A 25703-nucleotide genomic window follows, 5' to 3' on the forward strand; every position below is an offset into this window, starting at 1 on the left:
CCTGGTAGCTCCGCTACAAGGACCTTCCGGCGCCTTGCGATCGCACGCACCGGACACCGCCCGCTGATCGGACCCCACTTTTGTTCGGAGCTCTTACTGCGGAATGGCATGGGTGCCGCGGGGAGCTCGGCCGCCGCAGTGGCGCAGCGGGTCCCAGTCGGCACCGCGAGCGGGAAGCATCCGGGGGTCTCCCAGCACCGCACCCGCGTGCACCTCCGGCAGGAGCGGGCGGCCGAGGATCTGCCCGGCGCAGGCGATACCGCTGACCGCGGCACCGGTGATCCCGCTGCCGTAGCGGGTGCCCTGCCCCACCACATACAGGCCGGTCACGCTGGTCCGGGTGTCCGGCCTGGCGCCCGTGCCGCCCCAGCGGGCCAGGCCGAAGGGCGATCCGCCGGTCGAACGGGTGTAGCGGCGCTGAGTGGCCGGGGAGGCCAGCTCCAGATGGGTCACATAGCGGCGGAACGGGCCGAGTGCGCGTTCCGCGGTGGCCAGCATCGCCTCGGTGACCCTGTCCTTCTCCGCCAGGTAGGCCGGATCACGGCGGTACCGCCCCCCGTTCTCGGAGGCGGCCTCCGCGCCCCATGCCTCCAGGGACCGCGGACACAGCGCCATCACCTGGAAGTTGGCGTGCCCGGGCGGCCGGATGGCCGCGGTGTGCGGATCCTTGGCCGAGGCGAAGGAGACGAACACCGACGACGGCTCGTCGAACCGGCCGTCCGCCAGGCCGCGGAACGCCTCCTCGACATCCGTGTTCCCGTGCCACCACAGGTTGGCCCCGGTCCTGCCGGGCAGCTCCCGGTCGAGCCCGACATAGAGCACCGCCAGGGGGAAGCCCGTCACCGCGGTCCTGGCCCGTTTCCCGATCGACGCCGGGAAGTGCTCCTCGCCGACCAGCTCCCGGACGGTACGCACATAGTCCGCGTTGGACACCACGACCGGCGCGCGCAGCTCCTGCCCGGTGTCCAGCACGACACCGCACGCCCGGCCCTGTTCGACCAGCACCCGGTCCACCCGCTGCCCGACCCGGACCGTGCCGCCGTGGCCGGTGATCGCCTCGGTCAGCGACGCGGCCAGCATCTGGCCCCCGCCTACCGGATAGGCGGCGCCCCGCAGATAGTGGTCGGTCACACTGGCGTGCATGCCGACCGTGGCCTCCTCGGGGCCGATCCCGTAGTTGAGCGCCTGGGCGGCCAGTACGGTGCGCGCGGTGGCGGACAGACCGCAGTGCTCGAACAGCTGGTGCAGCGTCCGGCGGCCCCAGGCCATCGCCATGGGGGTGCGGCGCAGCACCTCGGCCGGATCGGCGCCGACCGCGGACAGCAGGGTCCAGCGCATCTCCGCACCGACCGCCGAGCACACCGCCACGAACTCGCGCAGGCCGCCCTCGTCCGCCGGCAGCGCCTCGATGAGCCGTTCGAGATAGCGGTCCCAGCCGACGGGTACCGACATCCGCAGTCCGGGCAGGACGATCTCGTCGAATCCGTCCGGGTCCATCTCACGGAACGCGACGCGGTCGCCCAGCCCCAGCCCCCGCAGGATCGACGGCAGCACGCCGTCGGGCCCGCAGTCACCGATGTAGTGCACCCCGGCGTCGAACTCATAGGCCGAACGCCTCCGGAAGACATGGCTGTTGCCGCCCAGCACCCCCGCCTGTTCGAGCACCAGCACCCGGTGGCCGGCCACCGCCAGGTACGCGGCACAGGTCAGACCGCCCATGCCGCTGCCGACCACGATGGCGGTCCAGTCGGCCGCGAGCCGCTGCTCGTCGCTCATGGCAACCCCTCGGGATCTCGGTGGAGTGCGGGGCTCAGCCGCAGCCGCCGGCGTGGCCGGCGTCCACGCCCGCCACGGCCGTCTCGGGCAGCGCCGCCGCCTCCGCCTCCGGCACGGTGACGGAGGCGCGGGGGACACCGCGCAGCGCGGCGACGAACCCGGCCACCCGGTCGACACCCCAGAACTTGTCGTGGCCGTGGACGAAGAACGGCACGCCGAACAGTCCGTCCCGCGCCGAGGCGGCCAGGATCTCCACACCCCGGGCGCGCAACTCCGGATCGTCGGCGGCGCCGGCGGCCCGGTCCGCGTCCAGGCCGAGTTCGCCGGCGATCGCGCCGATCACGGCCGGGTCGGAGATGTTCTTCGACTCCTGCCAGCGGGCACGGTAGACCAGGTCGACGAACTCCTTGCCCTTCCCGGCGTCCTCGGCCACCAGATAGGCCAGGTGCGAGACCTCCCAGACCGGCTCCCGGTCGATCGGCCAGGTGACGTCGAGTGCGTGGTCCTCGGCCAGCCGCCGGGTGTCCTGAAGGATGTAGAAGTTCTTCTCCCGCGCCATCGGCACCAACGGCAGCCTGACCCCCGCCTGCGCCAGCAGTTCCTCACTGCGCGCATCCGGCTCCCAGAACGGGATCCACTGCACGTCGTCCAGGACGTCGGGGTGGTGCTTCTTCAGGTCGTGGTAGGCGAACCAGGAGTAGGGGCTCCGCAGGGAGAAGTACCAGCGTGGCGGCTTCTTGGCCATGACGGTGTCCTTCTGTGAGGGATGGGGGGACCCGGAACAGGCCCTAGATGGTGATGCCGCCGTCGATCTGGAACACGGAGCCGGTGATGTAGCCGGCGCGCTCGGAGGCCAGGAAGGACACCAGGTCGGCGACCTCGTCGGCCCCACCGAAACGGTTCAGCGGGATCGAGGCCAGCATCTGTTCGCGGACCTTGTCGCTGAGCACCGAGGTCATGTCGGTCTCGATGAATCCGGGGGCGACCACATTGGACCGGATGCCGTAGCGGCCGACCTCCTTGGCCAGCGACTTGCCGAAGCCGATGATCCCGGCCTTGGTCGCCGCATAGTTGGACTGGGTGGCGTGGCCGTGGACGCCGGCCACCGAGGAGATCAGCACCAGTGAGCCGGAGCGGCGCTTCATCATCTCGAACACCACCGAGCGGCAGACGTGGTAGGTGCCGTCGAGGTTGACCGCGACCACGTCCTTCCACTGCTCGTCGGTCATCATCAGCAGCGGGTTGTCACGGGTGATGCCGGCGGCGGTGACCGCGACATCCACCGTGCCCAGGGTCTCCTGGGTCTCCGCCACCCACTCGCGCACCGACTCCGGTGAGGCCACGTCCACCTTTCTGGCCATCACCCGGACATCGAGCTCCCCGAGTTCCTTCTCCAGGCCGATCGCGGCCTCGTCGTCGGACCGGTAGCAGAAGCTCACATCGTGGCCGTCGGCGGCGAGCCGCCGCACCACGGCCCGGCCTATGCCGCGGGAGCCGCCGCTGACCAGCGCGACCGGCCTTTCCTCCTGTGCCATCGGGCATTCCTCCTTCTCGGCTCAACCGGCGGACGGCTGCAGCAGGCCGGCGGGGCGGAAGGCCATCACCATCCGCTCGACCGACATCACCACCTCGCCGTCGCACAGGGTCTCGCCCTCGAACATCGCGGTGTCGGACAGAGCACGGGAGAGCCGGGCCCGATGCAGAAGCACATCGCCCGGCAGCACCGGCCGGTGGAACGTGATCCCGGTGAGTCCGCCGAGCAGCATCACCCGGTCGGCCTCGTGCGCCTCGATCGGCTCGTCGGGGGAGCGCCAGGTCGCCAGGATGCCGGCGGTCTGGCCCCAGGACTCGATCAGGAGCGTCTGCGGATACTCCAGGCACGCGTCGGCGCCGTGCAGGCCGACCTTCCGGTAGCACTGCTCGTTGCGGGTGATCGCCTTGCTCGCGACGACGCTCTCCCCCGGAACCAGGTCGAGGACCCGGTCCACCAGAAGCATGGGGAACCGGTGCGGCAGCAGCCGTTCGACATGGACGCTGTTCATGCGGCGACCTCACCGGACAGACGCAGTCGCACCGACGCGGCATCGCCCCGCCCGGTGCTCACCTTGGCCTGGCAGCGCACACCGCCTTCGTGGTCGCGCAGTTGCAGGCGCACGGTGAGCAGATCGCCGGGGTGGACCGCGCCGAGGAAGCGGGTGGACTCCACCGCGATCAGCCGGGGTTCCGGCATCCCGGACCGTTCGGCCACCGCCAGCGCGCTGCGCTGCACGCATTCGACGATGCACACGCCGGGAAAGATCGGAAAGCCGGGGTAGTGGCCGGCGAAGACCGGTTCCGTGCGGTCGATCGCGACGGAGGTCACCGCGGTGAGGACGCGGCCGTCCCCGGCGGGGGCCTTCGACCGGTCCATCGACACCACCTCGATCCCGGCGTCCACCGGGGAGGGCTTCGGGCCGAAGAGGCCCCCGGCGACCGGCTCGGCCGCCGGCGCCGGGAGGGAGGTGGTCATATCGACACCGCCAGCTTCCGCTGCAGCAGCGCGAGCGCCTCATGGAAGGTGCGGGCCGTTCGCATCTCCTGCTCGGTGAACTTGACCTGGTACTTCTTCTCCAGCACCACGACCAGTTCCAGCAGCAGCAGCGAGTCGACCTGCAACTCCTCCACGAAGTCGGTCGCCTCACCGATCTCGGTGGCGTCGACATCGATCACATCGGCCAGGGTCTGCCGAAGTTCTTCCTTGTTCAGCTTCTCGATGGGCTGTGACGTCATGATCCGCTCTCTCCGCTCGATTCGTTGCCGGGTCGGGTCGGCGCTCAGCGCAGCCGCAGCAGGGCGCAGCCGGTCCCGCCGTCGCGCTCCACCGCGGTGATCACCGCGACCTGCCCGGCGGCGCCGGGTGTCCGTTCGGCGACCGCGAGCACGGCGGCGATCCCCAAGGTCGCCGACGCGGCCGAGGCGTCGCCGAACAACTCGGTGTTCCGCAGCGGTTCGAGCGCCGCGGCGCCGAACACCTCGGTCAGCACGGCGCGTTCCTGCTCGCCGAGGGTGCCGGGGGCGCCGCACGGGCCGGCCGCCCACACCTGCGACGGGTCGACCCCGGCGCGGTCCATGGCACGGCGCAGACAGGAGCCGAGCACCGTCGGGAGGTCGCCCTCGCCGAACACACCGCTCTCCACGGCGAGCACCTCGGCCAGCACATGCTCGGCGCCGACGGACCCCTCGGGCTCCAGCAGCAGTACACCGGCGCCCTCGCCGAGCACCGTCGGGTCCTCCTCGGCCTCCCGGGTGTGCCACTCCAGCCAGGCCCGCTCGTTGGAGTACTCCTCCGCGGAACCGCACAGCACCGCCTCGGCCCGGCCGGCGCCGAGCAGTCTGCGGGCGTAGTTCAGCGCGAGCAGCCCGGCCAGCCGGCCGCCCGCGATCGTGGCGTTGGGGCCCTTGATCCGGTGCCAGATCGCACACTGGCCGGCCGCGCAGTTCATCACCGTGTTGGGCATCTGCGCCGGGTCGACGAAGTAGGGCTGTTCGCCGGTCAGCGAGTCCCGGGTGAAGTCCATCATGCTCTGGGCGCTGCCGGTGGTGGTGCCGAGCACGACCGCCCCGCGCTCACCGGTGGCGACCTCGCGATTGCGTTCGGCGTCGTCGAGCAGCGCACCGACGGCGCTGACCGCGAGTCCCGTCACCCGGTCCATCGACCGGGTGCCCTTGCGGCCCAGTGCCTCGCGCGGACTGAAGCCGGGCACCAGCCTGGCCCGCTCGTCGGGCACCTGCCACTGCTCGCGGTCGATCCGTACGGCGGTCTCACCGCCGTGGTGCAGGCCCTCGGCGAAGGCCGCACGACCCGTCCCGAACGGGGACACGGCCGACCAGGCGGTGATCACCGGTCTCCGGGCGGCGCCCATGGTGTTGCCGCTCATGACGACAGCTCCTTCCGGCGAGCCCGGTCAGTTGGCGTCGAGGTTCTTGCCGCCGAGCGCGGCCAGTACCTCCTCGTCGAAGGTGACCAGGGACCAGTCGCGTTCCGGCGACTCCTTGGTGACATAGCCGTGCGTGATGTGTCCGGTGGCGACCTGCACCAGCGCGCCGTCGCGCATCACATAGCAGTCCATCCGGGCGGTGAACAGGATGGCCTTGAAGACGTCCTCGATCGTGAAGACGGTGTACAGCTCGTCCTCGATCCTCACCTCGTCGGTGAGGCGGAGGTCGGACTTGGTCACCACCGGGATCCAGTTGCGTTCGTCCAGGAGGCGGTGGATGGCGATGCCCCGGTCCGCGACGAACAGGTGGAGCACCTCCTCCATCTGCCGCAGGAAGCCCGACATCTGCATATGGCTGGTGAAGTGGCAGTAGAAGTAGGGGACCCGCCACTTCCAGCCGAAGGCGTTGTCGTCGCCGATGATCTCGGCCAGCACCGGGTCGCCGGACCGTGTGGTGACCCCGCGCTGCGCGGACAGATCGATGTTGTCCACCGGGACGGCGGTGATCTTCTTCGGAGTCGCCGCGCCCAGCCGCGGCACCACGAAGCGGGTCAGCCGCTCCGGCAGCGGCTTGGGGTCCTCCACATGCTCGATCGCCCGCAGCGCGACCTCGAAGGTGGTGGTGGCCGCCTTGCGCGGCGCACCGTCCCGCTGCACGGTCGCGGTGATCGCGAACCGCAGCCGGTCGTCGGTGTCCTTGGTGACCGGCTTGACCTCGACGGCGACATCGTCGTCCAGGGTGAGCACGGTGTGCAGCCGGGTGTCGACCGAGACGACGTCGAAGCCGACCCCGTACTCGACATAGAGAGTGGTGGCACCGAGGCCGGCGGCGCGGAAGTGCTCCAGCACGGCGGCCTCGATCAGATAGTGCACATGCTTGAAACCGATGGTCGTGCTGATGTTGCCGCCCTCGTAGGACGGACGCAGGGAGATGCGGGTGGTGACGTCGAAGAAGTCGTTCAACGCCTGCTCGGTCGCCTCGGGGACGGGGCTGATGGGGGACGTCATCGTGCTCAGGCTCCTCTACGGTCAGGCGGGTTGGTCGACGACAGCTGGTTCGGCCAGGCCGATCGAGCCGAGGAACTCGTCGAGAGCGGCGGAGAAGGCGTCCGCCTGCTCCACCATCGGGAAGTGCCCGGCGCCCGGGACGAGACGGCAGCGGGCGTCGGGAAGGTCGGCGGCGAGCGCCATGCTCTCGGAGGGGACGGCGGTGAAGTCCTCCTCACCGCTGATCACCAGCGAGGGCACGGTGATCAGATCGGTGCGCAGCCAGGGCGTGCGCAGATAACTGCGGAAGAAGCTCAGATACCCGTACGGGCCGACCCGTTCGCATACGCGCAGCGCCATGTCGTGGCGCAGCGCGGGATCGAGGCGGGGCCCGGCCATCACCCGGATCCCCTCGTCCATGGTGCGGCGGAAGTTCTCCAGCATGTCGCCGACGACGGCGTACTCGAAGCTCTCCGGATCGCGGCGGTAGAACGGGGACACCAGGACCAGGCCCTCGATGCCATGGCGCGTGAACGGGTCGCCGCCCCGGGCCAGTTCCTCGCTGAGCAGGTCGAGCAGCAGCACCGTGGAGAAGGAATGGGCGACCACGATGCCGGCGCCGCCGGGGACCTGTCCGAGCGCCTCCTCGACCGCCCAGGAGGCGTCCGGGGAGTACGCCCAGGCCGGTGACTGCCCGCCGCCCCAGGGGAGTTCGGCGGTCCACAGGTCGAGGCCGCCGGCGCGGGTCCCGGCCAGCGCGTCCCACACCGAGGAACTGTTGGCCAGGCCGTGCAGCAGCAGTGCGCCGGTCCCGTCCGAAGGACGCCGGTGGCGCACCGTGCACACCACGTCCTCGGGACGGTCCGGGAACCGCCCTCGGTCAGGCCTCACCGAGTGTCTCCGGGAGCGAGCAGCAGCAGTCCGGCGACACCGTCGTCCTCGCGGCCGGCCAGGGCGTAGAACGGGCCGGGTTCCCCCGCGTCGAAACGGGCGGCGGCGGCCGCGCACTGCACCAGGCCCAGCGCACCGGAGAGCACACCCCAGCCGTCGGGCATTCCATGGCGGGGAACTCCCGCCGGCAGACCGGCCGGCAGTTCGGTGGCGACGCCGGTCTCCGGCGGGTACCAGCCGCCCGGGGTGCCGGCGCCCAGCCCGCCGAGCCGGCCGACGCACTCCTCGACCCCGCCGGTGCGCGCGAAGCCGCCCAACCGGGCCCTGGCCCGCGCGCCGCGCTCCCGCGCGGTCTCCGCCCGCTCCAGGACCACCGCGACGGCCCCGTCCACGATCCGGTCCGCGCCGACCAGTTTGCGCACCATCTCGTTGTCCGGCTCGACCCCGACGACCAGGATCTGCTCGGCCCGCCCGGAGCGCAGCATGCTCGCGGCCCAGTGCAGGGCGTCGAGCCCCGAGGCGTCTCCGTTGCAGACGGTCAGGTTCGGGCCGCTCAGCTTGAAACGGATGGCGATCTCGGAGGCGATGATGTTGCTGGAGGCGTTGGGGCTGTCCATGGGGCTGGTGCCGCGGGTCGTCTCGGCCGCGATGGTGGCGACCACCCTGCAGACGGTGTCCGCGTTGCCGTAGTTGGACGCCACCACCACACCGACGCCGGCGCCCTCGACCAGCGGGCCGTCCGCGTCACGCAGTCCCGCGTCGTGCAGCGCGGCGAAGGCCGCACACAGTCCGAGCCGGGTGGCGCGGTCCTTGTACTTCAGACCCTTCTTGCCGAGCCGGGCTGCCGGGTCCACCGGCTCCGCCGGGAAGGCCGGTCCGGTGACAAGGTCCTCGACGGCGGCCACCCCGGGCAGGGCCGGTCCGACGCCGCTGACGACGATCTGCGGGAACTCAGTCATCGGACCGCCTCCACGATGGCCACCGCGTTCAGTCCGCCGAAGCCGAAGCCGTTGACCTGGGCCAGATCGATCCGGCCGGTGGCCGCGGTGGTGTGCACCAGCCGCATCGCGCTCACGTCCTCGGTCGGTTCGTCGAGTTCGGTCACCGGCGGGATCCGCCCGGTCGCCATGGACTGCAGGACCGTGATGAGGCTCAGCACTCCCGCCGCGCCGGCGGTGTGCCCGGTCATCGACTTGACGGCCGTCACCAGCGGTACGTTCTGGTGCTCGCCGAAGACCTCACGCACGGCCCGCACCTCGACCTCGTCGTTGAGGGGGGTTCCGGTGCCGTGCAGCATGACCAGGTCCACGTTCTCCGGTTTCACCCCGGCCCTGTCGTGCGCCTGCCTGATCGCGGCGGCGACCCCGGCCAGGTCGGGCGCGGTGGTGTGGTGGGCGTCGCAGTTCACACCGACCGAGCGCACCTGCCCGTGGACCTTGCGGCCGTCAGGACGGCGGCTCAGCACGACCGCCCCGGCGCCCTCGCCGAGGATGGTGCCCTTGCGGTTGACGTCGAAGGGTCTCAGCCGGCCGGGCGGCTCCAGCTGGAAGGCGTCGGTCAGGCCGAACATGCTCTCGGTGATCGAGTCGGCGCCGGCCACGATCACATGCTCCGCCGCGCCGGACTCCAACTGATCGACGGCGAGGGCGAGTGCGTACAGCGAGGCGGAGCAGGCGTTGGAGAAGGTATGGGTGTTCACCGCGCCGAAGCGCTCCCGCAGGGCGGTGCCGAAGTGCATCCGCTCCGCGGCGAACTCGGCGCCGTCGCGCCACCACAGCTCCAGCGACCGCATCTCCCGCAGACCGGTGCCGACGAGCACCGGCACATCGCGCAGGTCCTCCCCGAGCCCGGCGTCACGGGCCGCCTGACCCACCGCGTCGAGCAGGAAGGCGGTCGCCCGGCCCGGCACGTCCACGCCCGGCGCCGGCCGGTCGTCGATCTCGAAGAGATGGCCCGCCTTGAACTTCGAGGTGTCGAAGCCACGCAGCGGAGCCAGCCCGCTGCGACCCTCGCACAGGTTGTCGAACAGCTCGGCCGGGTCGCGTCCGATGCTCGCGAGCGCGCCGATCCCGACGATGGGCCAGCTCATGAGGCCTGCTCCTGGTACTTGGCGAGGATCACGACGGCGTTGTTGCCACCGAAGGCCATGCCGTTGTTCTGCACGATCCTCAGGTCGGCGTCGACCGCTTCGTTGGGCACGCAGTCGACCTCGCACTCGGGATCGGTCTCCCGGTGGTTGACGGTCGGCGGGATGAACCCGCCCTCGACGGCCAGAGCACAGGCGATCGCGGCGAGCGCGCTGGCGGCGCCCATGGTGTGGCCGAGCATCGACTTCAACGAGACGGTACGCGGCGGCGCCGTACCGTGGACGTCGCGGATCGCGCGGGTCTCGGTCACATCGTTCGCCTTGGTGCCGGTGCCGTGCGCGGAGATCAGGTCGACCTCGGACGGCTTCACCCCGGCGTTGTTCAGGGCGAGTTCCATGCACCGGGCGATGCTGCCCTGGTCGGGCGCGACCGGGTGCTCGGCGTCGCAGTTGAGCCCGTACCCCAGCACCTCGGCATAGATGGTGGCACCGCGGCGCAGCGCCGACTCCAGGCTCTCCAGGACCAGCACTCCGGCGCCCTCGCCGGTCAGGATGCCCTTGCGGTCCTTGTCGAACGGCCGGCAGCAGTCCGGCGCGATCGTGCCCAGCCGGTAGAAACCGGCGAAGGTCTTGCGGCACATCGCGTCCGCGCCGCCGCACAGGGCGAAGTCGACCTCGCCGGTGCGCACCGCGTCGTAGCCGTACCCGATGGCGTAGTTGCCCGCGGCGCAGGCGGTGGGGATGGTGACCGCCTCGACGTCCTGCAGCCGCAGTTCGTGAGCGATGGCCGTGGCCAGTCGGCTAGGCGCCACCCGCCGGACCACCACCGGGTCCATCTTCTCGGGTCCGTGCTTGATCTCGGTCTCGACCAGACGGTCGAGGTCGTGCGATTCCCCGTCGGTGGAGCCGATGGAGATCAGGCCGCGCTGTCCGCGCAGCTCCTCCTCGTCGAGTCCGGCGTGGTCGATGGCCATCCTGGCCGCGGCCACCGAGAAGCGGGTGGCAGGGCCGAGTTCGTCGACATCCAGGTTGCGGATCCACTGGCGTGGCTCGAAGCCGACCAGTTCGCAGCCGTTGGCGTGAGCGAAGCCCTCGGTTGCGAACCGGGTGATCGGCTTGGTGCCGCTGCGCCCGGCCCGTAGCCCCTCGGCGAACTCGACCGCGCCCACACCGATGCTCGAGAAGACTCCGAAGCCGGTCAGGACCACGCGATGCGCTGGTGGTGCCGACCTGTTGCTGGTTCCCGTTGCACGCATGGTCTCTCCGTCCGGTTTCGATCGGCGGTGCCGCGGCGGTACCGCTCGTCGGTGACTACTTGCCGGCGGCCTCTGCCACGACCTCTTCGACGCCCTTGAGGTTGACCATGCGGCCCAGCTCGGCCTGGTCGATGACGACGTGGAAGTTCTTCTCCAGGGCGGCGAGGATCTCGATCGCACGCAGCGAGTCGGCGCCGTGGTCCTCCTTGAAGAGGCTGGTCTCGGTGACCTCGTCCTCCTCGAGCTCGAGGATGTCGCAGATGATTTCCTTGATTTTCGCGGTCTTGTTCTCAGCAGAGGTCGTCATATCGCACTTGCTCCCTCGTGATGGTGCCTTCGACCCGAAAGGGCCGCGCACGGATTTGACGAGAACATGCGCCGATGCCAGTGAGGGTATTTCTCGCACTTGCTGCGATTTTCCCTCGGAATTCGGCACATCATGTTCACGGGCCTCGGCGAAGGTAGCCGGAGTCAACGCGCGTTCACCAGGCCGGTACGAAGACTTTGAATCAGCACGGTCCGTCACGTCCGGCCAGGGCACTCTTCTCAGCCGGGGGACCCGGAGCCCCGCGAATGTCGCGCCTCCACCCGAACTGCCGGAGGGAACGGGGCCTCTGAGGGGTCGAACCGGAGCCGCATCGAAATTTCCGCATCAGCGCTGACGGTCCCGTCCGGCCACGCCAGGCTGGTGGGCCGGACGTGCCCCGCGAGGAGTGCGGAGCCTCACCGGACAACCGCAGGGAGAGCATCGATGGCAGCCGGCGGAGCACTTTCGAAGTACTGGATGTTCAGCGACGAGTACACCCAGAACCCGTATCCGATCTTCTCCACGCTGCGCAGCGAACAGCCGGTGACCATGGTGCAGACACCGGACGGAGCGCGGGCCTGGGTGATCACCCGGCACGAGGACGTCCGCAACGCACTGGCCGACCCCCGGCTGAGCCGTGACATCGGAAACCTGTACCAGGCGCTCGGCCGGCAGATCGGCAAGGAGCTGAAGCCGACCGACGAGATCACCCACCATCTGGCCAACTCCGACCCGCCACGGCACACCCGGCTGCGTAAGGCGCTGGTGTTCGCCTTCACGCCCAAGCGTGTCGCGAACATGCGCCCCAGGCTGGAGCAGGTCGTCGAGGGGCTGCTCGACGAGCTCGCCGCGCAGCATCAGCCGGATCTGCTGGAGGGCCTCGCGGAACCGCTGCCGATCATCGCGATCGCCCAGCTGCTGGGTGTACCCGACTCCGACTGGCGGCAGTTCAAGATCTGGTCGAACACGATGCGGTCCACCGACGCGGCCGACCCGACCGGCCTCCTGGCCGAGCACACCAGGGAACTCTCCGCGTACATGGCCGATCTGATCGCGGAGAAGGAGCGCCACCCGACCGACGACCTCATCTCCGCGATGGTGCACGCCGAGGGTGACAAGCAGCTGACCCCGAAGGAGATCCTCTCGACCGCCTTCGCGCTGATGACCGGCGGCAACGAGACCACCACCGCCCTGGTCACCGGATGCTTCGCGGCGCTGCTGACCCACCCCGAGCAGGCGAAGCGGCTCAAGGCCGACCTGGACCGGCTCCCGCAGGTGGTCGACGAGTTGATCCGCTTCTCCAGCCCCATGCTGTACACCCTGCAGCGGCTGACCCTGGAGGACGTCGAGATCGCCGGAACCACGATCCCGGCCGGCGAGATCCTGATGCTCTCCCCGGCCAGCGCCAACCATGACCCGGAGGCCCTGCCCGACCGGCCGGACGAACTGGACATCGACCGGCCGAGGCCGGTGCACCTCACCTTCGGCCACGGCATCCACTACTGCATCGGCAGCCATCTGGCCCGGGCGCAGGCGGAGATCTCGATCCGCCGCGTCCTCGAACGTTTCCCGGACGTCCGGCTCGCCGTGCACCCGTCGGAACTGCGTTACCGCCCCGCCCTGCTCGCCAGGGCGCCCGTCGCTCTTCCCGTCAGGCTCTGACATTCCTCAGCCGCAGAACCCGACCGCCCCGTCGAGATCCCACTGCCCGAGAGGATAGAAATCGTCAATAGCAAAACGTTTCCCGCTGATTCTTCTGGACATGACCGGTTCGGCCTGATCCTGTGGACCGAGCGGAGCAGTGTGAAGAGCTGCCCGCCGCGGATTCGGCGCCGGCTCGCATCGTAGGATGGAGAAGGGTATATGAGCACCAATCCTTTCGAGGACAACGACGCCAGCTACTACGTGCTGGTCAATGACGAGGGACAGCATTCGCTGTGGCCGGCCTTCGCCGAGGTCCCGGCCGGCTGGACGGTCGCGCACGGCCAGGACAGCCGCGAGGCGTGCCTGGAGTACGTCGACAAGAACTGGACCGACATGCGGCCGCTCAGCCTGGTGCGTGAGATGGAGGCCGCCGGAAAGTAACCGGTGGCGCGCGCCGATCTGTGCGGGGGCGGGGCAACGCCGCGACCGCACAGATCGGCGCGTCGCGTACGGGACTCCGAACTCCGATACTCTGAAAGGGAGTTGTGCGGAGTACGGGGACGCTCCGGGGGAGTCCCCGAACTCCACTGCCGTACAGGGGAGTTGAACGGCAGGCGTAGGTGCTCCGGAGGAGGAGCCGGGGCGGGTGCCGCCCGGTCTCCGAGGGTTAACTCCCTGGTAGAACGCCCTTTGGCTGGGCGCCGTTGACGCGAGACACGTCGTAGAACTAGCGTCCCATCCAGTTCACAGCACCACACGTGTCCCAGGTGGGTCCCTACGTCCCATGAGGTAGGGGACTCGCGCCCACACCGTCGGCGCTCGCGGTCCGGCTGCCGCAGCGCGGCGGCCGCGAGTGCGCGATCGGGGCGCAGGCGCGGCCTTCACCGGGCATGTGCATCGCCATGCGGTCGAGCCACCCACCTGTGGGCAGAACCGGCCAGACAGGGTGGAGGAATGCCGAAGGAGTTCTCCGGGGGGAGACCGCACGACCATGGGGGAGCTGGTCAGGAGCGCGCGGTACGGGGGCAGCAGGACGACCTGGAGAATGCCCTTGCGGACGTGCATGCCCTGATGCTCGCCACGGTGACGAAGCATCGGGACATGGCGTCCCGCATGCCGCTGGTCACCGTGCTGGATCCGGTCGACGCCGATATTCCGGCCGTCAACCTCCAATTGATGGACGAGGCCAGACGCACCGTCGACGTGGTGATCGCCGTACCCGCCCACGCACAGTGCACCTATGGGCTGTTGCGCGAACTGCTGCTGAAGCGCGGCGACCTGGTCCGCATCCGGATCCTCTGCACCCGTGCCACGCTCAACCGGGACCTGATGCGGGAGTTCGCCCCGTGGGGGTACCGCAAGTCCGTCCGCATCGCCCGTATGCCGCTGATGGATGCCATGATCATCGACGGCCGGAAGGCGCTGGTCTGCACCGGGACGGCGGACGGACGCCAGGCGACCGTTCTGCGGGCACCGTCCGTGACCCAGCCCGTCCAGACCCTTTTCGACACCGTCTGGAACCAAGGGGTCGACGCCACCGCGTGGATGGGCTTCGGCGAGCACGCCCGCGTCGAACTCGTCCAGCAGATCCTCCACTACCTCCACGCCGGGGCCACCGACGAGGCCGCCTCCCGGGAGCTGTCCATCTCCGTGCGGACCTACCGCCGGCACATCGCCACCATCATGGAACTCCTCGACGCCAAGTCCCGTTTCCAGGCGGGAGTACGTGCGGCGGAGCTGGGGCTGCTCACCCGCGTCCTTCCGGCGCAGGAACCGTCCCGCCCACGCTCCCGGCGGGACGGTCGGTGGTCCGCGGCGGACCACTACACCACGGCCGCCCCCCGGCCCCCCTCCGGCCCGCCCGGCTCATGACACGACCGACACGACCGACACGGCCGCCGCACGCCCCGCAGGCCGGATCCGGCTGCCCGGTCCCCGGCCCCGGCCGGGCGGCGCGCCGGACATGACAAGGGCCGCCCGTCATCCCGTCCGGCGCCCTCAGACCCGTGTCGAGCCGTTTCCGCTGCGCCACCGACCGCCCGGAGCGCAGACCGGCCCATCTGAGCACAGGGCCGGCCCATTGAGCGCACAGCGGCTCATCGGAGCGCACGCCGGCCCGGAGGGCGTGCCGCCGGTGGGCGAGCACCCCGGCCCGAGGACCGTGCCGTACGTCCGTTTCGAATATCACTCCGTGACACGGAAGAAGCGCGTGCGGCGCGGGGTTAGGGAGACACGGGCCATGGGGCGCCTCCGGTGCGCCGTCGCCGGGCGCTCCGTAGGGGCGCCCGCACCGGTGACGGACCGCCGCCCCCGGATGCGACATCCGGGCCCGCGCGACGCGTTGTGTGCCGGGTCACATCGCGCCGTGCCCCGGCCGACCCGACGCCGTCAGAGGGAGCCGCCGCGCATCGCGGACGGCCGTACCGACTCCACTGGAGGTTCCATGACCGCTTCCCGTTCCCTGAGCGCCGGGCTCCGAGCCCTGAGGCCCGCCGCGTTCGGCGCCGATCCGAGCGGGGAGCGTCTTGCACGCATCCGCAACTCTCCGCACTTCGCGGACGGCGTCTTCGTCAATCCGGAGAGCACCCGCACCCGGCCCTCGGGCGGCTCCACGCTGGAGCTGGCGAAGACCTACTTCCGCAAGGAGTCCCGCGTCCGCCGGGCCCCGACCGGCACCGTCCCGGTGCACCCCACCACCTACGCCGATCTGGCCCGTCCCCCGGCGAGCGGGCTGCGGCTGACCTGGATGGGGCACTCCAGCGTGCTCGCCGAGATCGACGGGCACCGGGTCCTCTTCGACCCGGTCTGGGGCGAGCGCTGCTCTCCCTTCGACTTCGCCGGTCCCAAACGGCTGCATCCGGTGCCTCTGCCGCTGGCCGCGCTGGGCCCGGTCGATGTCGTCGTCATCTCCCACGACCACTACGACCACCTCGACCTGCCCACCATCAAGGCACTGGCCGACACCGACACCCTGTTCGCGGTGCCCCTCGGCGTGGGCGCCCACCTGGAACACTGGGGCGTCCCGACGGACCGGCTGCGCGAGCTGGACTGGCACGAGGCGACCAAGGTCGGCGCCCTCACCCTGACCGCCACCCCGGCCCGCCACTTCTGCGGCCGGGGGCTGCGCAACACTCAGCACACCCTGTGGGCCTCATGGGTCGTGGCCGGCGACGAACACCGCATCTACCACAGCGGTGACACCGGCTACTTCGAGGGCTTCCGGGACATCGGCGCCGAGTACGGCCCGTTCGACGCCACGATGATCCAGATCGGCGCCTATTCCGAGTTCTGGCCGGACATTCATATGACCCCCGAGGAGGGCGTGCGGGCCCAGCTCGACCTCCAGGGCGGGAGCCCTCACGGGGTGCTGCTGCCGATCCACTGGGCCAGCTTCAATCTGGCCCCGCATCCCTGGGCGGAGCCGGGTGAGTGGACGCTGGCCGCGGCCGGTGCGGTCGGTCAGGCGGTGGCCGTCCCGGTTCCGGGCCAGCCTTTCGAGCCTGTCGGCGACCTTCCTGCGCGCCCCTGGTGGCGGGATGTGTCGCTGCCACTGGACCGCGAGTGGCCCGTGCCGGAGATCACCCCGGAGGCGTCTCGTGACGACGACCTCGATCTTGTGGGCGAGGCCTGACCGCGGGCGAGCTGAGGCGTGCGCCGGAAGTCCTTGCAGCCATACCGGAGGCGGAGCGAGACCGGGTCCTGGGGCTCATTGAACGGGCCACCGCGTCCAAAGAGCCAGGAACGGGCAGCGAGGTTCCGGCTCTTGCCCTCCCCCGGCCGTGCGGGCGTGAGTGTGCGGGTGACCGTGAACGGCGCGCTGGTCTGCGACGGAGTGGGTCGGGCCGCGTCAGGCCGGCCACTCTCCTGACGGAGGAAAGCCACCAGTAGGTTCTTGGTCTGCTGGTGGTACATGAGTGTCGCGCCTGCTGACCTGCAAAAAAGAAGGGGGACCGAGACGGCCGGTAGTGCGTTGGCCCGCGACTGGTCCGGATCTTGGATCTGAGGGGGGTGCCCCTATGTCTTTGGTCAAGGGGAAACGGGGTGCGATGGGTCGGCGAGCTGGGCAGCATGGCGGGGTGACCGACCTGCTGTGGGATGACGTGAAGTGCTTCTTCGACCCGGACTCGATGGGGTCGTTGCCGGACGTGCGTGTCCCGAATACCTCGGTGGAGGACTGGCAGGCGGTCCTCGATCTTGTCGCGGAGAAGGGCTGGAAGTGCCAGTACTCCGAGGGAGAGACGGTGCTTCCGGTGCCCCAGGCGAATGCCGTGCTGTCTCGCCCGGCGGATGCCGAGTGCCCGGACCTGCGGGTCTGGCCGACTGGCGATGTGCTGGCGATCTTCCGTTTCCATGCCGATGATGAAGTCGACTTCGACGTCGACCTGCGGGAGTTGCAGGGCCAGGAGCGACTTGATGTGTTCTGCGGCTTCCTCCGGGAGATCGGACGGCGGTTGGGCAAGCCGGTGCTGATGGACCCGGAAGGCGACTACGGCCATCCCGTACTCGGCTTCGACGTCGAGGCTGATCGAGTTGTTCTCTTCGCAGACCCGCAGGTCAGGTGACTGAGGCAGACGGCTGCGGTTCGTAGAAGGTTCCGTCGCGGAGCATCGCGAACAGGACGTCGGCCCTGCGTCTGGCAAGGCAGAGCAGGGCCTGGGTGTGGTGCTTGCCCTGGGCGATCTTCTTGTCGTAGTAGGCCCGGGAGACCGGGTCCCCCAAGGCGGCGAACGCGGAGAGAAAGAAAGCCCGTTTGAGCTGCTTGTTCCCTCTCCGGGAAGGCTGTTCGCCGCGGATCGAGGAGCCCGAGCTCCGGGTCGCCGGGGCGAGACCCGCGTAGGCGGCCAGGTGGCCGGCGGTCGGGAAGGTGCTGCCGTCGCCGACCTCGATCAGGATCCGGGCTCCGGTCCTGACGCCGATGCCCGGCATCGACGTCAGGACCTTGGAAAGAGGGTGACAGCGGTATAGCTGATACTGGACGTCACGTGGAGCCTCTGGTCGTACGGAACGCGATCTTCGCAGACCTGTTCCTACCAGGGGCTTCACCTCTGTCCGACACCAGGTCACCACCCCGCCGTCCGACGCATGATCACGCACCGCAACGGTCGCGTTGCCGAGGAGATCTCAATACCAGGGATCGTGTCTTCGCCCACAGTCCATGAGTCCAGGATTCGTAGATCGCCGTTCTCTTCGCTCGGGCGTGGAACGCCGGCCAGCACGGCCGCAAGGGCTTCCTCGGCTCGGGTCGGCGTAGGCATGGCGAGACCGTACCGCCGTGAAGGCTGCGGACGCTCCGGTCGCGGCATGTCCGGGCGCCCCGCGCACCGGAGGCTAGCGACGACCCATCGCATAGCGGCTCGGACTTCGTCGGCCTTCGGAGTGCGCGCCCCGCGCAGGTGCGTAGGGCGCGGGCAACCTCGACCAGGTCATCGGATCGCGCGTCGCTGAGGTAGTCGTTGACCCCGAGGTGTTCTGGCGTCCCCCGGTGAAGTGGGCCGACGGGCCGCATCCGGCACGTTCCCGACCGGCATCGCGGTTGCACCTCAGCAGACAGCCCCGGCACGTGCCTGGGTGGCACGGGCCGGGGCTGGTTGGCCGAGGGGCAGCGGAGGGTTAGTTCGTGCGGCCGACCGTTACGTTCTGCTTGTTGTAGTTCTTGCCGTTGCCGTCGGGCTTGTAGTTCCGCTCGTAGTTGCCCGCGAGGTCCATGGAGAACCACTGGACGACGGTGTTCTTGTGGACCGTGATCTTCTCGGCGCCCTCGCGCATGCCCGCGGCGGCGAGCTTCGGCGAGTTCATCGTCGGGCGGCTGCCGTCGAGCGTGTAGTAGATGTTCGCCGGCTCGTCCACGGTGAAGGTGAACGTCGTCGAGGTGGCGGACGCGTCGGTCACCGCGAGCTTCGACGTGGGCTGTTGGTGGTCCTTGTCGTAGGCGCGGGCGACATCGAGGATGCCGATCTGGCCGTTGGAGAACTCCATGGCCTCCTCGTGGCCCTCGCTGAACGGGGGCTGGAAGCCGACCGCGTTGTACTTCTTGGTGGCCGGGTCGTAGAGGTCCGTGCCGACTTCGAAGTCCCAGCCGATGATGCCGTTGTTGTACCAGAACTCGTCGGCGCTGTTGCCGGCCGCCGAGTACAGCACGTCGACCACAGGGCCGGTGCGTCCCGGCTGGATGCCGGTGCCGCGCCAGTCCTGGACGGCGGACAGGATGTGGGTGGAGGCGTTCCAGAAGTAGTTCTCCGTGCCCATGTCCGTCCGCGGCAGCACCTCACGGCCGGCGGACTTGTACGCTCCCGGGGGCCACATGAAGTAGCCGCCGTAGGAGTGGGTGTTCATCGCGAACTTGATGTTCTTGAACTTGTTCGCGAGCCACACCTCGTTGCGCGTTTCCGGCTCCGACAGCTCCGACGGCCCTGAGTAGGTCTCGCCGGTGCAGCTGGTGCTGCCGCCGGTGTAGCCGTCGAAGCCACTGCCGACGGAGAAGTTGCGGTTGAGGTCGACGCCCCAGGAGTTGCGGCGTGCCGGGTCCGAGTTGTCCGCAGCGCAGTAGTTGACCATGTTCTTGCGCTGCATGTTGTAGTCGTACATTGAGTAGTGGGCGCCGTCGGGGTTCATCGTCGGGATGATGAAGATGTCAAGGTCGTTCACCAGCTTCTTGGTGTTCGCGTCCCGCGCGTAGTTGCGCAGCAACCGTTCGGCGGTCTCCACGCAGGTGATCGGGGTCACCCACTCGCGCGCGTGCTCCTGGCAGTAGAGGAACACACCGGTCTTCGAGCCGTCCCGGTGCTTGCCGATCCGGATCGCCTTCATCTGGAACGGCTCACGCGAGACGCTCGCCGGCGCCTTGAGGCCGTCGGTCAGCGGGGTCGCCGGGGCCGCGGCCACCACACCGGTGCCATTGCTGGTCCGGTAGAGGCTGGCGGTCACCAGCGTCGACACCGCCGCGTTGGCGTTGATGGCGTTCACGACCTGGCCCGCGGTGCTGGTGATCGCGCCGGAGGCGTCCGTGGCCAGGTTGACCACGAGTTCCTTGCCGTTGACCGCGACCGACAGCGGAGCGCTGTTCGCTCCCGGGTTCTTCAACGTGATGCTGAGGTCGTTGCCGCCCTTACTGCCGTATGTCTTGGAGGTCACGTAGAACGTGCTCGCCAGCGCGGTCCCCGAACCCGTGCCGAACTGCGCCTGCGCCTGGCGGCGGTAGCCGTTCGTCTTGTACGGGAGATTGACGATCTCCGAGATCTTCGGGAATTCCTTGGCGAGACCGACGACCCGGTCGGTGACCTCGGTCGGGTCCATGTAGTGGTCGACGAAGTCCGACACGTAGTTCGGGCTCGGCGCCTTGACCGGGTCACCCAGCCACTTGGTCACCGGCACGGTGATCGTGCCGCCGCGGCTGCTGGTGACGGTGACCGTGGCGGGGGCCTCGGTGATCGCCAGCGGCGCGCTGAACCGGTGGTACATGTACTCGCCGGCGTCGGTGAAGCGGGACATCGTCGCCGTCCCGCCGGAGCCGGGCTCGGTGCCCTTGCCACTGTCCCAAGAGGCGGTGAGGACGGTCTGGGCGTCCGTCGCGCTGGACTTCACCTCGACCGACAGGAACCGCTGGTCGTTGAGGCTGGTGAACCACTCGGCGCGCAGGGGCGTGAGCGTGTCAGCCTCGGCCGCGTCGGCGGCCTCGATCGCGACCGCCTGCGAACGGGCGCGCATGTTCGCGTGGTAATCGCCCTGGTCCGAAATGGGGTTCTGGACGTCGAAGCCCTGGTCACGCAGGTTCTCGGTCTCATCAGGGCTGAGGACGGCGTGCACTTCGATGCCGTTGTCGACCGGCTTACTGTATTCGGCCAAATCGACACCCATGGCGTCAAGCTTGTCCACCCCCGACTTATCGGGGACGACGATGCGCATCAGTGCGACACCGTTCTGGGCGGTGCTGGAATCGCGGTCGGGTGTGACCGGTTGGCTCGCGGGGGCGCCGAGCGCCGGAAGGGCACTCATGGTGACCGCCAAGGGAATTGCGAGCAAGAGCGCGTAATGCCGCGCTCTGCGGGGAATCCTCATCGAGTTTCCTCCATCTGGCGCGCCCTCCCGAGACGGGGGTGTCCGTCGGGCGAGGCACCCAAGTTGTGGGAAGTCTGTTGGGAGAGGTAAAGGGCCGTCAAGATCTCCGCAAGCCCAAATTGAGACACTTCGCAACGGGGCTATTCAGGCCACCCCGCCGTCCGGCGCGTGATCACGCACCGCAACGGTCGCGTTGCCGAGGAGATCTCAATACCAGGGCTTCTCGCGAATCTGATGCTGAGTCAAGCCGTGGTCCTGGTCGGGAAGATCTCGGATCTGTCGGACGGGCGGCATACTCTGAGCCCCGTCCGCACCATCTGGGGGAGTCATGACAAGCAGGTTCACCGAGTTGGTCGTTGACTGCCACGATCCGGAGAGGCTCGCGGCCTTTTGGTGCGAGGTCCTGGACTTCGAGGTGATCGACCGGAGCAGAGGCAAGGTCGAGATCGGCTCCTGGGTGCCGACCGTCGAAGATGTTCGGGCCCGTCAGATGTCGCCCACTCTGCTGTTCATCCGGGTGCCCGAGGGCAAGAACGTGAAGAACCGGCTTCACCTCGACGTCAGCCCGATCGACGGCAGTACCGAGGACGAGGTGACCAGATTGCTCGGCCTCGGCGCCACCAGGACGGATGTGGGCCAGGGCTCAGACCGAAACTGGGTGGTCATGGCAGACCCCGAGGGCAACGAGTTCTGCGTCCTGCGCACCCTGGCACCGCAGAACTAGTGTCCTGAGTCGGGAATTCGCTTCGTAATCTGTCCGGGTGCGGCATTCGGGTCGGATTGCGAGGATGGGACGGCCGAAGGCCGAGCTGGTGCTGACCGATGATGAACGCGAGACGTTGACCCGCTGGGCCAGGCGCCGGACTTCTTCGCAGGCTCTGGCTCTGCGGTGTCGGATCGTGCTGGAGAGCACAACTGGCCTGACGAACAAGGACGTTGCGGCCCGTCTGGGTGTCGAGGCGCATACGGTCAGCCGTTGGCGGGCCCGGTTCGTGCGCGACCGGCTGGAGGGTCTGACCGACGAGCCTCGTCCGGGCGGGCCGAGGAAAATCACCGACGATCAGGTGGAAGTGAACCGCTCCGGGATCGGTGGAGGCTCTATGCGTTGACTCCAGCCGCCGGTTGGGACTGGTGTTGAGCGTAGTGGTTGGTCTCGTGTTCGTGGGGCGGGATGTCGCCGATGGCGGTATGGAGGCGCTGGTTGTTGAACCAGTCGGCCCATTCCGCGGTGCCGAGTTCGACGTCGGCCAGGCCGTGCCAGGGCCTGCGGGGCTTGGCTCGCTTGCTGGTGGCGGCCGACCAGCCGACGGTCGCCCGGGAGAACACGTTCATGACGAAGGCGACGTAGACGATGCCGGACCAGGTGGCGGCATAGGTGAAGTCGGCGACCCGCCGCTCGTTCGGACGGGATGCGGTGAAGTCGCGTCTGAGCAGGTCAGAGGGCCGGTCATGGCGGTCGTCGTGGATGGTGGTGCGGATCTTCTTCCCGCGTCGGGCGCCCTCGAGCCCGAGGTCACGCATCAGCCGGGCGACCGTGCAGCGGGCCACGGGTATGCCCTCGCGGTGCAGCTGCCGCCAGACCTTCCGCACTCCGTAGACACCGAAGTTGTCGGCGTGGACGCGGCTGATCTGTGTCTTCAGCTCTGCGTCGTGGATCGACCTGGCACTGGGGGTGCGGTTCTTGGCGGCGTAGTAGGTGCTCGTCGCGATCTTCAGTCCGTGGCTGGTCAGGACTTTGCAGATCGGCTCGACTCCGAACACCTGCCGATGGGTGTCGGTGAACGCTACGAGCGCTTCGACGGCCGGTCGAGCTCGGCCGCGAAGAAAGCCGAGGCCGCCTTGAGGATCTCGTTGGCCCGGCGCAACTCGGCGTTCTCGGCCTTCAGCCGCTTGATCTCCGCGGCCTCCTCCGAAGTCACCCCGGGACGCCGGCCAGCGTCGACCTCGGCCTTGCGGACCCACGTCCGCACCGTCTCGGCGGAACCGATGCCCAGCTTCGCGGCGACCGCCTTCATCACGGCCCACTCGGTTGGGTAGTTGGGGCGGACCTCCGCGACCATGCGCACCGCACGCTCGCGAAGCTCGGCAGGGTAAGGGGACGGACGGGCCATGACTCGATCCTCTCAGGGAATCGAGCCTCCATCAGACCTGGAGCGGTTCAGGCGGTGTACCGTACGGATTCGTCTACAAGCTCGAGATGAAGTACCCGGTGTCGGGCCGCAAAGGCCCATGGGTCAAGCTCGACGGCTACCAGGATGGCAAGCTGATCGACGCGAAATACTGGGACGGGAACAGCCAGATCATCGATTCCGCCACTGGCAAGTTCAAGCCGTTCATCACAGCTCCAATAACTGAGGCCAAGGCCCAGGTAGCGCGAGCTGTCGATACGCCCATCGTGTATTACGTGAGCACCGAGCAGGCGGCGATCGCATTTCGACATGGTCGCGGACACCCCTGAGCTCGTAGGAAAATCACTGTCATATACATGCCGTAGCATGGTGACGTTCAGGGTCTCCCCGCGGATTGTCGCGTCCGCGGGGAGACTCCCATATATTCAGAAGCAAACGGGCTGGTGAGGGTCGAATAATGAGTCGCATTATGTTCGTACTCCGGTACCGGAATGGTGAGCCGGAGCCCTTGGCCATGGATCTGGTGCGGGAGATCCTGGGGCCGTACATCCTCGCTGCCGACGATGATTTCCAGGGCGGCGTGCTGATCCGGACCACTGACGGTTACGAGGTCGAGGTGGACGTCAACCCTGTCTGCCTAGCCGTTAGCCGTTTCCCGCCCGGTCAGTCCTTCGACGTTCTGGCTGAGCTAGTGGACCGCCTTGGGGCGAGCGTGACCCTGCCGGACCGGCCGGTGATCCTACGCAAGGAGGAGGACCGTGCCCACCTTCCTGCGGAGGCACGGGAAGGAGCCGTCGTTGTCGGCATGACCGGGCGGGCCATCGAGAGCTTCGTCAGCGGTTCCTGACCGGCACCTCACCGACGAAAGAGGTCGTCTCCCACTGGCCTGGCAGCTGGAAACGAGCATGTCCATGCTCTTCTAGTGGCTGACCCGAGGCCCGAAAAGGAAGAGGGCCGCTCGACCCGAGCGGCCCTCTTTCAGGGATAAGGAGTCGGGGCGATCGTCAGCCCAGTTTCATCAGGTGTGCCTTGATCGTCGCCTCAGGGATCGCGCTGTCCTTCGACGTCAGCATGTTGAGGCCGTAGAACGCGGCGATCACCCCGCCCTTGCGCACCACCGTGTACGTCATGGGGATGGACTGCTTGCCGACAACGTTGGTGATACGGCAGCCGACCGCGTCGTCTCCGAGGTCAGCCTGGCCGGCGGTTACACCCACATCAAGGCGGTGAGCGTGGAACACCGCGCCCTGGAACCCTCCGGGCCGAAGAACGCGACCGTCGTCGCGGCCACCGAGCACATCAACGCGGCCAAAAAGCACGCCCCCAACCTCCCGCAGGACGCATATGGTGCCTTCCTGCGCACTGCCCTTGATGTGGTGGCAGAGGCCATCTTCCTGTGGGACATCACCAAGCGGCCCTCCGCGCCTGGTCCCACTGCATGATGCGCCGGAACGCGCCCCTCACCGTCGAGGGACGCCGTCGACTGGTCGAGCGTTGCCGGACGAGGCCGAGATGGGGGAGTCCCGGGCTTGTGCTTCGAAGTGGGTCAATCGCTATCGGAGTCATGGCGAACTCGGGCTGGAGGACCGCTTGTCCACGCCGCACCACCAGCCGACGGCCACGCCAGCCGGCCACCATTGCCAGGCCCCCGCACCACGCTTCCCGGGGATCGAGCGAGCTGGTCCCGAGCCAAGGCGTTCACTACTGGGGACGGGCAAGACCCAGTTCCTTTCGTCAGGTCACGTATACGCGGACCTTGGGATCGCTCCCTAGCACGTTGGCTGGCAGCCCTTTGCGCTCGATACTTCCGTCAACGAGTCCCACGAGAAAGGCAACCGCGCCACCGGAGAACTCCCACCATTCATGACTCCGACTGTTCACCACAACCGGCCAGTCGTCGGGATTCATGCTCGACACACGCCAGTAGAAAACGTCACCGGAGAGCGACTCGCTCCACGGAATTAGACCTCCAGGATCCGGATGAACAACGTATCCCTCGCTCATTTCCGCCTCCTCAAGGTCCCGCAACACCTCCAGCTCGCGGAAAATCCCTCCGACAAAGTCCCTCTCTCGACCTGGGTTCGGAAGTGGAATACGCAAGAAGTCATCGATCTCAAAAGTAGGGTAACCGTCCGCCAACTCCCGGAAATCGCTGGGCAGGTTCACTCCCAGTAGCGCAGCGATCTCCTTGAAGTTCACACCGCGCGGCGCCGGAGCACGGTGCGCAGACAGGCCTCTGATCGCACGTTCAAGATCTGAAATTCTCAGCAAGTCGTTTGCTAGCCCTGAACGTTACCCACTGTCACATCGAACAATTTCCCAGACTTTGTGTACGCTGTCATGCGAATTTCCTTCGGTGTCATACCCGCATTGTCGGGGGTAATTCGGCAAGCCTGAGTAAAGAGCTGGATTATTACCCTGTAGCTGCTTCTTTGTCTTGGATTCGCAACGCCTCATTCCGCTCTTATTTGTGCGGTTGAAGCCGGTGAGGAGGTTCTTACTCCTCGGCTCTCCATGAAGCGTATCCGCAGTAATGTGCGTGCGATTGTAGATAGGCTTTCCGTCGGCACCCATGTTATTGTCGGCGGGGGAGCC

Annotated in this window: 27 protein-coding genes and 3 pseudogenes; 11 read left to right on the forward strand and 19 right to left on the reverse strand. The window is 68.4% G+C overall.

What is annotated here, in order from left to right:
• Nucleotides 1–93: 93 nt before the first annotated feature.
• Genes CP978_RS29120 through CP978_RS29180 form a run of 13 tightly spaced genes read right to left on the reverse strand, consistent with a single transcriptional unit; the run spans nt 94 to nt 11280 of the window.
• A complete protein-coding gene (locus CP978_RS29120; protein ID WP_043445729.1) occupies nt 94–1776 on the reverse strand; it encodes a phytoene desaturase family protein in 1683 nt (560 codons plus the stop codon).
• A gap of 34 nt (nt 1777–1810) precedes the next feature.
• Entirely contained in the window at nt 1811–2521 is a 711-nt protein-coding gene (locus CP978_RS29125; RefSeq protein ID WP_043445732.1) for a 2-hydroxychromene-2-carboxylate isomerase, read from the reverse strand.
• A gap of 43 nt (nt 2522–2564) precedes the next feature.
• The gene (gene fabG / locus CP978_RS29130) at nt 2565–3311 is read right to left on the reverse strand and encodes a 3-oxoacyl-[acyl-carrier-protein] reductase (RefSeq protein ID WP_043445734.1); all 747 of its coding nucleotides are present in this window, start codon (nt 3309–3311) and stop codon (nt 2565–2567) included.
• A gap of 21 nt (nt 3312–3332) precedes the next feature.
• Nucleotides 3333–3818 (reverse strand): 3-hydroxyacyl-ACP dehydratase FabZ family protein, encoded by a 486-nt coding sequence (locus CP978_RS29135; protein WP_043445738.1) that lies wholly within the window; start codon nt 3816–3818, stop codon nt 3333–3335.
• Nucleotides 3815–4285 (reverse strand): 3-hydroxyacyl-ACP dehydratase FabZ family protein, encoded by a 471-nt coding sequence (locus CP978_RS29140; protein ID WP_063839091.1) that lies wholly within the window; start codon nt 4283–4285, stop codon nt 3815–3817. The genes CP978_RS29135 and CP978_RS29140 overlap by 4 nt, the downstream gene beginning before the upstream one ends.
• Nucleotides 4282–4545: an acyl carrier protein gene (locus CP978_RS29145; protein ID WP_043445741.1), complete on the reverse strand. Its 264-nt coding sequence runs from the start codon at nt 4543–4545 to the stop codon at nt 4282–4284. Before CP978_RS29145 ends, CP978_RS29140 begins: the two co-directional genes overlap by 4 nt.
• A gap of 44 nt (nt 4546–4589) precedes the next feature.
• Nucleotides 4590–5693, reverse strand: a complete 1104-nt coding sequence (locus CP978_RS29150; protein ID WP_079162358.1) for a beta-ketoacyl synthase N-terminal-like domain-containing protein — start codon at nt 5691–5693, stop codon at nt 4590–4592.
• 27 nt (nt 5694–5720) lie between these two features.
• Nucleotides 5721–6761 carry a thioesterase family protein gene (locus CP978_RS29155; RefSeq protein WP_107070465.1) on the reverse strand — a complete coding sequence of 347 codons (1041 nt, stop codon included), beginning with the start codon at nt 6759–6761 and terminating at the stop codon, nt 5721–5723.
• A gap of 21 nt (nt 6762–6782) precedes the next feature.
• Nucleotides 6783–7631, reverse strand: coding sequence for an alpha/beta fold hydrolase (locus CP978_RS29160; RefSeq protein ID WP_144401503.1), 849 nt, complete (start codon nt 7629–7631; stop codon nt 6783–6785).
• Complete coding sequence (locus tag CP978_RS29165) at nt 7628–8590, reverse strand: beta-ketoacyl synthase N-terminal-like domain-containing protein (RefSeq protein ID WP_043445744.1); 963 nt, start codon at nt 8588–8590, stop codon at nt 7628–7630. The genes CP978_RS29160 and CP978_RS29165 overlap by 4 nt, the downstream gene beginning before the upstream one ends.
• Nucleotides 8587–9720 carry a beta-ketoacyl-[acyl-carrier-protein] synthase family protein gene (locus CP978_RS29170; protein WP_043445748.1) on the reverse strand — a complete coding sequence of 378 codons (1134 nt, stop codon included), beginning with the start codon at nt 9718–9720 and terminating at the stop codon, nt 8587–8589. Before CP978_RS29170 ends, CP978_RS29165 begins: the two co-directional genes overlap by 4 nt.
• Nucleotides 9717–10973 carry a beta-ketoacyl-[acyl-carrier-protein] synthase family protein gene (locus CP978_RS29175; protein WP_043445751.1) on the reverse strand — a complete coding sequence of 419 codons (1257 nt, stop codon included), beginning with the start codon at nt 10971–10973 and terminating at the stop codon, nt 9717–9719. The genes CP978_RS29170 and CP978_RS29175 overlap by 4 nt, the downstream gene beginning before the upstream one ends.
• A gap of 55 nt (nt 10974–11028) precedes the next feature.
• Nucleotides 11029–11280 carry an acyl carrier protein gene (locus CP978_RS29180; RefSeq protein WP_043445753.1) on the reverse strand — a complete coding sequence of 84 codons (252 nt, stop codon included), beginning with the start codon at nt 11278–11280 and terminating at the stop codon, nt 11029–11031.
• A 444-nt stretch (nt 11281–11724) separates the two neighbouring features.
• On the opposite strand from CP978_RS29180, the gene CP978_RS29185 reads away from it, so the two are divergent.
• The 5 genes from CP978_RS29185 (at nt 11725) to CP978_RS29205 (ending at nt 17486) form a co-directional block, all read left to right on the forward strand.
• On the forward strand, nt 11725–12942 hold the full coding sequence (locus CP978_RS29185; protein WP_052454353.1) for a cytochrome P450 family protein: 1218 nt from the start codon (nt 11725–11727) through the stop codon (nt 12940–12942).
• Nucleotides 12943–13143: 201 nt separating this feature from the next.
• On the forward strand, nt 13144–13365 hold the full coding sequence (locus CP978_RS29190) for an MbtH family protein (RefSeq protein WP_043445756.1): 222 nt from the start codon (nt 13144–13146) through the stop codon (nt 13363–13365).
• A 513-nt stretch (nt 13366–13878) separates the two neighbouring features.
• Nucleotides 13879–14796, forward strand: coding sequence for a helix-turn-helix transcriptional regulator (locus CP978_RS29195; protein WP_144401504.1), 918 nt, complete (start codon nt 13879–13881; stop codon nt 14794–14796).
• 571 nt (nt 14797–15367) lie between these two features.
• Nucleotides 15368–16555 (forward strand): MBL fold metallo-hydrolase, encoded by a 1188-nt coding sequence (locus CP978_RS29200; RefSeq protein WP_043445758.1) that lies wholly within the window; start codon nt 15368–15370, stop codon nt 16553–16555.
• Between the two features lie 445 nt (nt 16556–17000).
• Nucleotides 17001–17486, forward strand: a complete 486-nt coding sequence (locus CP978_RS29205; protein ID WP_227745499.1) for a hypothetical protein — start codon at nt 17001–17003, stop codon at nt 17484–17486.
• Here CP978_RS29205 and CP978_RS29210 read toward each other — a convergent pair.
• Nucleotides 17479–17883: pseudogene (locus CP978_RS29210) on the reverse strand (transposase); the annotation flags it as partial. The gene CP978_RS29205 and the pseudogene CP978_RS29210 sit on opposite strands and share 8 nt — an antisense overlap.
• 651 nt (nt 17884–18534) lie before the next feature.
• Nucleotides 18535–20916, reverse strand: coding sequence for a M14 family metallopeptidase (locus tag CP978_RS29215; RefSeq protein ID WP_063839141.1), 2382 nt, complete (start codon nt 20914–20916; stop codon nt 18535–18537).
• A 391-nt stretch (nt 20917–21307) separates the two neighbouring features.
• On the opposite strand from CP978_RS29215, the gene CP978_RS29220 reads away from it, so the two are divergent.
• Together CP978_RS29220 and CP978_RS29225 are read left to right on the forward strand one after the other, a co-directional pair.
• On the forward strand, nt 21308–21703 hold the full coding sequence (locus CP978_RS29220) for a VOC family protein (protein ID WP_043445764.1): 396 nt from the start codon (nt 21308–21310) through the stop codon (nt 21701–21703).
• Between the two features lie 64 nt (nt 21704–21767).
• Complete coding sequence (locus CP978_RS29225; protein WP_227745500.1) at nt 21768–22088, forward strand: helix-turn-helix domain-containing protein; 321 nt, start codon at nt 21768–21770, stop codon at nt 22086–22088.
• On the opposite strand, the pseudogene CP978_RS29230 reads toward CP978_RS29225, so the two are convergent.
• Nucleotides 22078–23090: pseudogene (locus tag CP978_RS29230) on the reverse strand (IS3 family transposase). The gene CP978_RS29225 and the pseudogene CP978_RS29230 sit on opposite strands and share 11 nt — an antisense overlap.
• 86 nt (nt 23091–23176) lie before the next feature.
• Between CP978_RS29230 and CP978_RS29235 the strand changes: the two are divergent.
• Nucleotides 23177–23437 (forward strand): hypothetical protein, encoded by a 261-nt coding sequence (locus CP978_RS29235; protein ID WP_043445772.1) that lies wholly within the window; start codon nt 23177–23179, stop codon nt 23435–23437.
• A 185-nt stretch (nt 23438–23622) separates the two neighbouring features.
• On the forward strand, nt 23623–23955 hold the full coding sequence (locus CP978_RS29240; protein ID WP_144401505.1) for a hypothetical protein: 333 nt from the start codon (nt 23623–23625) through the stop codon (nt 23953–23955).
• 157 nt (nt 23956–24112) lie between these two features.
• On the opposite strand, the gene CP978_RS35050 is transcribed toward CP978_RS29240, so the two are convergent.
• On the reverse strand, nt 24113–24325 hold the full coding sequence (locus CP978_RS35050) for a hypothetical protein (protein WP_043445778.1): 213 nt from the start codon (nt 24323–24325) through the stop codon (nt 24113–24115).
• A gap of 9 nt (nt 24326–24334) precedes the next feature.
• On the opposite strand from CP978_RS35050, the gene CP978_RS35055 reads away from it, so the two are divergent.
• The gene (locus CP978_RS35055) at nt 24335–24550 is read left to right on the forward strand and encodes a hypothetical protein (protein WP_162484963.1); all 216 of its coding nucleotides are present in this window, start codon (nt 24335–24337) and stop codon (nt 24548–24550) included.
• Nucleotides 24547–24737, forward strand: a pseudogene (locus tag CP978_RS29250) (leucine zipper domain-containing protein); the annotation flags it as partial. The gene CP978_RS35055 and the pseudogene CP978_RS29250, both read left to right, overlap by 4 nt.
• Nucleotides 24738–24842: 105 nt before the next feature.
• Here the strand turns inward: CP978_RS29250 and CP978_RS29255 are convergent.
• Both CP978_RS29255 and CP978_RS36460 read right to left on the reverse strand, forming a co-directional pair.
• Entirely contained in the window at nt 24843–25307 is a 465-nt protein-coding gene (locus CP978_RS29255) for an SMI1/KNR4 family protein (RefSeq protein WP_174498595.1), read from the reverse strand.
• 93 nt (nt 25308–25400) lie between these two features.
• Nucleotides 25401–25682 carry a DNA/RNA non-specific endonuclease gene (locus CP978_RS36460; RefSeq protein ID WP_227745661.1) on the reverse strand — a complete coding sequence of 94 codons (282 nt, stop codon included), beginning with the start codon at nt 25680–25682 and terminating at the stop codon, nt 25401–25403.
• Between the last annotated feature and the right edge of the window lie 21 nt (nt 25683–25703).

It is taken from the genome of Streptomyces nodosus, from assembly GCF_008704995.1.
Taxonomy (GTDB): domain Bacteria; phylum Actinomycetota; class Actinomycetes; order Streptomycetales; family Streptomycetaceae; genus Streptomyces; species Streptomyces nodosus.